Genomic DNA, 9,317 nt, shown 5'->3' on the forward strand with positions numbered 1-9,317 from the left:
CAGGAGGACCCCAATGACCAAATCATTCAACCTTGCCAACCTCTCTAAAGAGGACATGGACAAGACAAACGTAGACCTGGCTGCTTCAGGCGTAGCGTACAAAGAGCGCATGAACCAGCCAGTGATAGCTGACCAGGTGGAGCGAGAGCAGCCTGAGCATTTGCGTGAATACTTTCGTGAGCGTGTGGCGCATTACCGAGAGGTGAGCAAGAGGTTACCAAACGGCTCTGCGCCGGTTTATCTGCAAATGGCTGAGACCAACGGGAAAAGATAAGCAAATAAAATCGCGCAAAAAATACTGTTCGACTTAGTCGAGTCAGCCAGGAAAGTGCCTTTTTTTAGTGTTTCAGCCATACCTATGCCTCGCAGACTAAATAAGTGCGAGGATGGATAAACTCTCCATCTATAGTTGCAAGGAGACACCAATGGCCGGGAAGACAGATTTCTACCATTTGAAGCCTTGGGAGATTCCAGTAGAAACTGATGCCGCTGAGCTCATTTTCTGGGACCCCGAGACAGGCTTCACCATTTTCCGCTATCGCTGATAGCGGGAGACAACAAACCGCCGATTACTATGGCAACTTAACTAAACCCGCTACGGCGGGTTTTTTTAATGGGAGGAATTCATGGAAAAGCCCGCGCAGAACGAGGGCCATGATAGGCGACCATCTCCGCCCCTGCAGTTCATAGAGTCCCATCAGCTAATGCCATACATCGGCCTTGTTCCAGCAAACGAAGTTAAAGAGTGGCTCATAAGCCAAATCCTGAGCGACACCGGCAGCCTGCACAACCCTGACCACGGTCACCTTGACCTGCTCCCCGTTGATTAATACACCGCGATGTTAGTAATGTCTTCATAAGCCACATGAGGACACCCCCATGAAGAAGCGTTTTTCCGACGAACAGATCATCAGTATTCTCCGCGAGGCTGAAGCCGGGGTTTCTGCCCGTGAGCTCTGCCGCAAGCACGCCATTTCCGACGCCACCTTTTATACCTGGCGCAAGAAGTATGGCGGCATGGAAGTACCCGAGGTTAAGCGCCTGAAGTTGCTTGAGGAAGAGAACGCCAGACTCAAGAAGCTGCTTGCCGAAGCTATGCTGGATAAGGAGGCACTTCAGGTGGCACTGGGGCGAAAGTACTGACGACAGACCAGAAGCGGGAAGCCGTTGAGTTTATGTGTGATGCGATCGGTCTGTCGCAACGTCGTGCCTGCAGGCTTACAGGTTTGTCCCTGTCGACCTGCCGCTATGAGGCTCAGCGTCCGGCGGTTGATGCGCATTTATCAGGGCGCATCACTGAGCTGGCACTGGAGCGCAGGCGTTTTGGCTACCGCCGCATCTGGCAGTTACTGCGCCGTGAAGGCCTTCATGTTAATCATAAGCGCGTGTACCGCCTTTATCATCTGAGCGGGCTGGGCGTAAAACGCAGGCGACGTCGTAAAGGGCTGGCAACAGAACGTCTGCCTCTGCTCCGCCCGGCGGCGCCCAACCTGACCTGGTCGATGGATTTTGTCATGGACGCACTGGCCACCGGTCGCAGGATCAAGTGCCTGACCTGTGTGGACGACTTCACGAAGGAGTGTCTGACAATTACCATCGCATTCGGCATTTCAGGCGTTCAGGTCACGCGAATTCTGGACAGCATTGCACTGTTCCGGGGCTATCCGGTGACGATAAGAACTGACCAGGGGCCGGAGTTCACTTGCCGCGCACTGGATCAATGGGCTTTTGAGCATGGTGTTGAGTTGCGCTTAATCCAGCCGGGCAAGCCAACGCAGAACGGATTTATTGAGAGCTTTAACGGACGATTTCGCGATGAATGTCTGAATGAGCACTGGTTCAGCGATATCGTTCATGCAAGGAAAATCATTAATAACTGGCGGCAGGATTATAACGAGTGTCGTCCACATTCAGCACTGAATTATCAGACGCCATCAGAGTTTGCAGCACGGTGGCGGAATGGAAAATGTGAAGATAAACAAACCGACATTACTAACTAACGGTTGTATCTAATACTGGGGGCAGGTCAACCTGATGGATGCTGATATCCAGTTCATGTGGGCATCATCTGCTTTCGAAAAGAAAGGGCGGTACGTGCTCGGGCAGGCCGAAGAGGTAACCATGCGTGCAGGTGGCTGGCAGAAGGCCAGAATGGAACAGCAGATGCATGAATGGTTCGGCGAAATTCCGAAGTTCATCATCACACTGGCTGCGGATTACTGCTCACAGTGTTCTGATCTGGAGTTCTGCGCATTGGTTGAGCATGAGCTCTACCACATCGCCCAGGCCACTGATGATTTTGGCGCGCCGAAGTTCAACAAAGAAGGCCAGCCGGTGCTCAAGCTGCGTGGCCACGACGTTGAAGAGTTTGTTGGTGTGGTTCGGCGGTACGGTGCCAGCGTAGAAGTTCAGGAATTGGTTGATGCGGCAAACAAGCCTGCGGAGGTGGCACACCTAAACATTGCCAGGGCATGCGGTAACTGCATGTTGCGGCTGGCGTAAATTTTGGAATGCTTTGGAAGAATGGTGATTTATGGCTGCATTAAAACCAGATGTAAAAGCCTTCATCATTCAATCGCTTGCGTGCTTCGATACCCTGTCAATTGTGGTGGAGTCCGTCCAAAAAGAGTTTGGCATCAAAATTACCCCGCAACAGGCCGAGTCGCATGATCCAACTAAGGCTAGCGGGAAGGGGCTCGCAAAGAAATGGGTAGGGCTATTCTATGAGACCAGGTCACGCTTTCAGAATGAAATAGCCGACATACCTATAGCCAATAAAGCTTATCGCTTGCGTGTCCTTGATCGGATGGCCGCCCACACCGAGAAATCAAAAAACTACGGGATGACAGCCCAGCTAATGGAGCAGGCGGCTAAAGAGGTTGGTGACGCGTATAGCAACAAACAAAAGGTAGAACACACTAGCCCTGACGGGAGCATGACGCCAAAACCGACCGTGATTCAGCTTCTCCCTATTGAGCCAAAATCATGAGTGAAGTCGTACAACTACCGATCCCAGCAAAACTAGCTCCATTATTCATTGCCATTAATAAGCGTTATCGCTGCTCTCATGGTGGCCGTGGAAGTGCAAAAACGCGTACGTTCGCCCTCATGACAGCGGTGAAAGCCTACCAGTCGATGATGAACGGCGAGAGCGGTGTTGTGCTTTGCGCACGTGAATTTATGAACTCACTGGAAGAGTCGAGCATGCAGGAAGTGAAGCAAGCGATTCTGTCTGTTCCATGGCTGGCTGCTAACTTCGATATCGGTGAGAAGTACATTCGCACCATCGACAAGAGCGTGAACTACGTATTCTGCGGCCTGCGTCATAACCTCGACAGCATCAAGTCTAAGGCGCGGATCCTGCTCTGTTGGGTTGATGAGGCTGAGTCAGTCAGTGAAATAGCCTGGCAGAAGCTCAGCCCCACTGTGCGCGAAGAAGGATCAGAGATTTGGGTTACCTGGAACCCAGAGCGCGACGGTAGCGCAACAGATAAGCGGTTTCGGAAAGAAGCCGGTGATGACTGCATAACAGTCGAAATGAACTACACAGACAACCCATGGTTTCCTGACGTGTTAGAGGGTGAGCGCATTAATGACCAGCGCCGACTCGACCCTGCAACGTATGCATGGGTATGGGAAGGAGCTTATCTCGAAAACTCCGATAAGCAGGTGCTGGCTGGTAAATACCGAATAGCTGAATTCTCCGATAACCTCTGGAAAGAAGCGGAGCGGCTGCATTTCGGTGCGGACTTCGGCTTCGCTAAAGACCCAAACACCCTGATCCGCTCGTTCATTCTGCACAATCGTCTCTATATCGAATATGAGGCATATGGCGTTCACACAGAATTGGATCACATGCCGGATCTCTACGACACCATACCCGGCGTGCGGGATTGGCCCATTAAAGCAGACTCAGCTCGACCAGAAACAATCAGCCACCTAAAGCGGCAGGGGTTTAACATTTCTTCCGCCGAAAAGTGGCAGGGTAGCGTTGAGGACGGGATAGCCCATCTTCGCGGTTTTGACGAGATAGTCATTCACCCTCGCTGTAAGAATGTGGCGCGTGAAGCGCGGCTGTGGTCTTACAAAACAGATCGCATTACTGGCGAAGTATTGCCAAAGCTTGCGGATGGCAATGAACACTGCTGGGACGGTATTCGGTACGGTTTGGACGGGTATATCAAACGTAAGCCTCAATCAATGGGAGTAATGCTCCCTAAACGCCTCCGGTAATAACTCCATAACGGAATCGACATGAATAAAAACCTCCAACTGGCCGTCAACCACGCGTTGAACGACGCCAGGATTGAGCGTGCCCGTATGGGGATGCTGGGGCCATCGATGGGCCTGGACAATAAGCGCGGCTCAGCATGGTGCGAATACGGTTTTCCTGACCAGATCACTTATGAAAACCTCTATTCACTTTATCGCCGTGGCGGCATAGCTCATGGCGCAGTAGAAAAGCTGGTAGGGAAATGCTGGCAAACAAACCCGGAAATTATTGAGGGTGATAAGTCAGACGAGAAGCGCAAGGAAACATCCTGGGAGAAAAAGCTCAAACAGGTATTCACTAACCGGTTATGGCGTGCTTTTGCCGAGGCTGACCGCCGGAGACTCGTCGGACGTTACTCTGGCATTCTGTTGCATATTCGCGACGACAAAGCCTGGAACCTCGAAGCCACGAAAGGGCGCGGGCTGGAAAAAGTGACGGTGGCCTGGGCGGGTTCGTTGAATGTTAGCGAATGGGATGGTGGGCTTAATTCGAAAACCTATGGCAAGCCGAAGATGTGGCAGTACACCGAACGCCTGTCGAATGGTTCGACCCGCCGTGTTGATATTCATCCTGACCGAATATTTATCCTCGGCGACTACACCGACGATGCTATTGGCTTCCTGGAGCCAGCGTATAACGCTTTCGTCAGCCTGGAGAAAGTAGAAGGCGGATCTGGCGAGTCATTCCTGAAGAACGCAGCGCGCCAGCTTGCACTTAGCTTCGACAAAGAGATCGACTTTGGAAGTCTCGCGTCAATGTATGGCGTGAGTGTTGATGAGTTGCAGGACAAGTTCAACGAGGCTGCCCGCGAGATGAACCGCGGTAACGACGTGCTGATGAGTCTCCAGGGGGCTAATGTAACTTCGCTGGTTTCGCCAGTATCAGACCCCAGCCCGACCTATAACGTAAACCTGCAGACGGCTTCTGCTGGCGTTGATATCCCGACGCGGATACTGGTGGGGAACCAACAGGCTGAGCGCTCAAGCACAGAAGACCAGAAGTATATGAACGGTCGCTGCCAGAGCCGCCGCGGCGATCTGTCGTTTGAAATTGAGGACTTCTGCGACAAGCTGATTGACCTGAAAATTATCGACTTAGTTGGACAGAAGACGGTTATTTGGGATGACCTCAATCAGCAGACGCGCGCTGAACGCTTGGCTGACTCCAAAACTATGGCTGAGGTGAACAAGGCCATGGTGGAAAGTGGAGATGTGGCCCCATTCAGTGGTGACGAAGTTCGAACTGCTGCAGGATTCGAGACCGAAAGCGGTGGTCCGCTTGGAGAAACAGGGGATGACGAGGAAACCTAAGCCTCCAATATTGCCGAGTAACATTAAAGACCCCACCGGAGTCGATAAGCTTGAGCGAGGTGCCATGCGTGAGTTTGCAAAGCGCATGAAGCTGATAGCGAAAGGCTACATCGATATTCTTAACCGGATCCCCTCAGAACCTGTAGTCAACGAACGTTATACCTTCCGGCTTGATCAGGGCCTTCTCTCAATGTTGCTGCAGAACGGAGAGGCGCTGGTGGATGACATTCTGTTGGAAGGCGGAGAGTTTAACCTCTGGCTCTTTGGGCGCTACGTCTCCGTGGCATACCAGCGCGGCACCGCTCAGGAATATTACAACCTTTCCCAGCAATCCTCTGCTTATGCTGCCGGTCAGCAGGATGTACCCAGCATCCTGTTAAGCGAGCCGTATCAGCTTCGCATGATTTTGGTTAGAGCCCGTGAATTCGAAATGATGAAAGGGCTCAGCGCGCAAGTAAAAAGCGACATGGCGCGCATTCTGACAGACGGTATTGCCAGGGGGCTCAACCCTCGGGACGTGGCTAAAAACTTGAACGAGCAAACCGGCATTGAAACCCGGCGTGCTAATCGCATAGCCAGAACCGAAATCACCACCGCTCTCCGGCGCGCTCGCTGGGACGAAGCACAAGACGCACAAGACCGCTACGGCATCAAAACAAAGCTGCTGCATATCTCTGCACTAAGCCCCACAACCCGCGCCACACACGCCGCCAGGCATGCGCATCTGTACACACAAGATGAGGTTAGGGAGTGGTACACCAAAAACGGCAACGCCATCAACTGCAAGTGCTCTCAGCTTTCCGTGCTGGTGGATGACAAAGGAAACCCTCTCACCCCTTCGATCATCGATAAAGCTAAGCAGACGCTAAGTGACATGAAGGAGAGAGGCTACAAATGGGCAGAGGGCTAATCAATGAAAGTTCAAGTTAACGTAACCACGAAGGTAAATAGTCAGGCTATTCGCCGTGAGACGTACAACGGGCGCGAACATCTTATTTTGCCAAGCTACACGCTACCGGCAAACGTCGTCATGAATGATGGGCTCTATACGGCCAGCGAAATCGATGCTCATTACGCAGGATTGGAAGGCACCCTGGCACCATTGGGGCATCCTCAACTCAACGGTGCATTCATCTCCGCCTTTTCTCCTGAAGGTATCAATCAGGGCCATATCGGGGCTTGGAACCGGAACGTTAAAAAGTCAGGCAACCGAATTTACCTGGAAAAATGGGTTGATACCCAGATCGCCAATCAAAGCGAAGGCGGCAGGGAACTGATCGAACGTGTCGCTGCAATTGAGCGCGGTGAAGATGTTCCGCCGATTCATACAAGCGTAGCGGTATTCCTTGATCAGTTAGAGCCAAACGAGCAGCAGATGTCTACCGGTGCCAAATGGGTAGCGAAGATTCACGGCATGGATCACGATGCCATTCTGTTGCATGAGGTAGGCGCAGCGACACCGGAGCAGGGTGTTGGCCTAATGGTTAACGCCGACCTTGCGATGCCACTCAAGGCAAATTCCGGTGCGCTGGTAGGCGAGTCTTATCGTGATCGAGAGTTGCGACTTGATAGGGCCGCAAAAGCAAAATTTGCGCCCGGTGAAAATGAGTATGCCTGGGTTGCTGACTTTACCGATTCGCAAGTTGTAATCATGCGTAATGGCGGATCCGCACAAGTCTACGGTTATTCCTCTGACGGCGGGAAGATCACCTTTGACGATGCCGGCACACCGGTAGCGCGCCAAGAGTCCTGGGTGACGGTCGTCGCCAACAAAGTTAAATCCTTATTCACTCCGCAGGGACAACCTGCACCAAACCACCAAACGGAGGGCGACATGCCTTTAACCACTGAAGAGAAACAAGAGCTGATCACCGAAATCGGCAAAGGCCTGGCTGCCAACTTCGCCGATGCGCTCAAACCGATCACTGAAAAAGTTGATGCATTACAGGCCAACCATACTCAACTGGCCGAAACACTGACCGCAAACTCTCGCGCTGAAGAACAAACCAAGCGTGAAGCTGTTGCTAAGGTTCATGGCGACGTCGTAGCCAACGCGCTCAAAGGTGACGCTCTGGACGTAATGTTCAAGTCTCTGGGCGAAGCCGCTCCTCTGGCAGGTAACTCCGGCCAGCATCAGCAAGAAACCGGCGCGCCTGTTGCCGATACATATTTCAAATAAGGGGGCAGCCAATGCCACGTTATCGTCGCGTAAATATCGACGGTCAGTCTCTGTACAAGACCGAAACCCGCACCACTGCCGCGGCACTTTTGCCAGGCACTGCTGCTGTCATCAACGCCAGCGATGAGTTTGCTCAGGCAGCCGCGCTTAAAGGCCGTATCTACATCATCGACGTTGCTTACCATCAGGGGCTGAAAATCACGGAAGCTGTCCCTGCCGGGGACTCTGCAGTAGGTAATTACGTGGAAGAAGGCCGTGAACTGGCTCTGCTGTGCGTACCTGGTGCGTATAAAAAGGACAGCCCGATCAAGCTCGGCGCAAATGGTCAATTCACGCTGGCAACCGCTGATACTGACTCAGTGATCGGCTATAGCCAGGATGAAGCAACTATTGCGGCTAGCACTACCGATTTCATTCGCGTGCGTATGCGCGTTGGCACCGTCGCAGCAGCGCCTGCACCGTAAAAGGAAAATTTATGTATTTCTCCAAAGAAACATTGGCTGCAAACAGCCGCCTTGGCGGTCACTGGAATGAGCTGTGGGCGAACCGTAACATTTGGAACGCCACCAACAATTCCATGATCGCTGTAAACCGTGCGCACATGACGCCAGAGATGCTGGCATGTAACGCTGTTGGTGGTTTTGCTCGTGAGTTCTGGGCTGAAGTTGATAACCAGATCCTCCAAATGCGCGATCAGGAAGAAGGGATGGAAATCATCAATGACCTGATGGGCGTTCAAACAGTGCTGCCAGTAGGTAAGACAGCCAAGCTCTATAACGTGGTAGGGGATATCGCTGATGATGTTTCAGTCAGCATTGATGGCCAGGCTCCATTCTCGTTTGACCACACTGAATACGATAGCGATGGTGACCCAATCCCGGTATTCACCGCGGGCTATGGTGTTAACTGGCGTCATGCGGCAGGTATGAACTCCGTTGGTATCGATCTGGTTCTGGATTCACAGTCGGCCAAGCTGAAGAAGGTGAACAAACGCCGGGTAGCCTATTACCTGTCTGGTGATTCCAATATTCAGGTGCAAGGTTATCCAGCCCAGGGCATGAAGAACCACCGTAACACCAAGAAAATTAATCTTGGTGCAGGCGCGGGCGGTGCGAATATCAACCTCACTACCGCTACACAGGCTCAATTGATTGAGTTTTACGGGAAAGGTGCTTTTGGTACTACAGCACGTACTAACAAAGTTGCCCAATATGATATCCAGTGGGTGAGTCCTGAAATCTGGGCTAACTATGCTCAGCCCTATGTCGTGAATGGGGTAATTACTGGGACTGTGCTGCAGGCTATCCTGCCATTTGCACCGGTGAAAGAGGTTCGTCCCACGTTTGCACTGTCTGGTAACGAGTTTATTGCCTATCAGCGCCGCCGCGATGTTATCTCACCTCTGATTGGTATGGCTCAGGGGGTTATTCCTTTGCCGCGCCCACTTCCGAACGTTAACTATAACTTCCAGATCATGTCCGCTGAAGGTCTGCAAATCACCGCAGATGATCAGGGCCTGTCCGGTGTTGTCTACGGTGCCAATCTGGCGTAAGGG

9 protein-coding genes and 2 pseudogenes are annotated in these 9,317 nt (G+C 52.3%); all 11 read left to right on the forward strand.

Going from position 1 to position 9,317, the window contains the following annotated elements:
* Positions 1-13 precede the first annotated feature (13 nt).
* The 11 genes and pseudogenes from AC1RKG_RS08075 (at position 14) to AC1RKG_RS08125 (ending at position 9,314) form a co-directional block, all read left to right on the forward strand.
* Complete coding sequence (locus tag AC1RKG_RS08075; RefSeq protein ID WP_493182646.1) at positions 14-274, forward strand: DNA polymerase III subunit theta; 261 nt, start codon at positions 14-16, stop codon at positions 272-274.
* A gap of 352 nt (positions 275-626) precedes the next feature.
* Positions 627-809, forward strand: a pseudogene (locus AC1RKG_RS08080) (putative metallopeptidase); the annotation flags it as partial.
* Between the two features lie 70 nt (positions 810-879).
* Positions 880-2,000, forward strand: a protein-coding gene (locus AC1RKG_RS08085) for an IS3 family transposase (RefSeq protein WP_493182648.1) whose coding sequence is annotated in 2 segments (ribosomal slippage) — positions 880-1,138 and positions 1,138-2,000 — 1,122 coding nt in all. Because the reading frame shifts where the segments join, the coding sequence is not laid out codon by codon here.
* 28 nt (positions 2,001-2,028) lie between these two features.
* Positions 2,029-2,502, forward strand: a pseudogene (locus AC1RKG_RS08090) (putative metallopeptidase); the annotation flags it as partial.
* Positions 2,503-2,533: 31 nt separating this feature from the next.
* Complete coding sequence (locus AC1RKG_RS08095; protein ID WP_493182649.1) at positions 2,534-2,989, forward strand: DUF2280 domain-containing protein; 456 nt, start codon at positions 2,534-2,536, stop codon at positions 2,987-2,989.
* Positions 2,986-4,233 (forward strand): PBSX family phage terminase large subunit, encoded by a 1,248-nt coding sequence (locus AC1RKG_RS08100; RefSeq protein ID WP_493182650.1) that lies wholly within the window; start codon positions 2,986-2,988, stop codon positions 4,231-4,233. The genes AC1RKG_RS08095 and AC1RKG_RS08100 overlap by 4 nt, the downstream gene beginning before the upstream one ends.
* A gap of 21 nt (positions 4,234-4,254) precedes the next feature.
* Positions 4,255-5,583: an anti-CBASS protein Acb1 family protein gene (locus AC1RKG_RS08105; RefSeq protein WP_187961400.1), complete on the forward strand. Its 1,329-nt coding sequence runs from the start codon at positions 4,255-4,257 to the stop codon at positions 5,581-5,583.
* Positions 5,567-6,493 (forward strand): phage minor head protein, encoded by a 927-nt coding sequence (locus AC1RKG_RS08110; protein ID WP_493182652.1) that lies wholly within the window; start codon positions 5,567-5,569, stop codon positions 6,491-6,493. The genes AC1RKG_RS08105 and AC1RKG_RS08110 overlap by 17 nt, the downstream gene beginning before the upstream one ends.
* A 3-nt stretch (positions 6,494-6,496) precedes the next feature.
* On the forward strand, positions 6,497-7,762 hold the full coding sequence (locus AC1RKG_RS08115) for a hypothetical protein (protein ID WP_493182654.1): 1,266 nt from the start codon (positions 6,497-6,499) through the stop codon (positions 7,760-7,762).
* Positions 7,763-7,773: 11 nt separating this feature from the next.
* Positions 7,774-8,226, forward strand: a complete 453-nt coding sequence (locus AC1RKG_RS08120) for a gp53 minor capsid family protein (protein WP_187961397.1) — start codon at positions 7,774-7,776, stop codon at positions 8,224-8,226.
* A gap of 11 nt (positions 8,227-8,237) precedes the next feature.
* Positions 8,238-9,314, forward strand: coding sequence for a major capsid protein (locus AC1RKG_RS08125; protein ID WP_493182656.1), 1,077 nt, complete (start codon positions 8,238-8,240; stop codon positions 9,312-9,314).
* Positions 9,315-9,317: the final 3 nt, after the last annotated feature.

Source organism: Serratia sp. GW822-FHT06D09 (assembly GCF_058799515.1).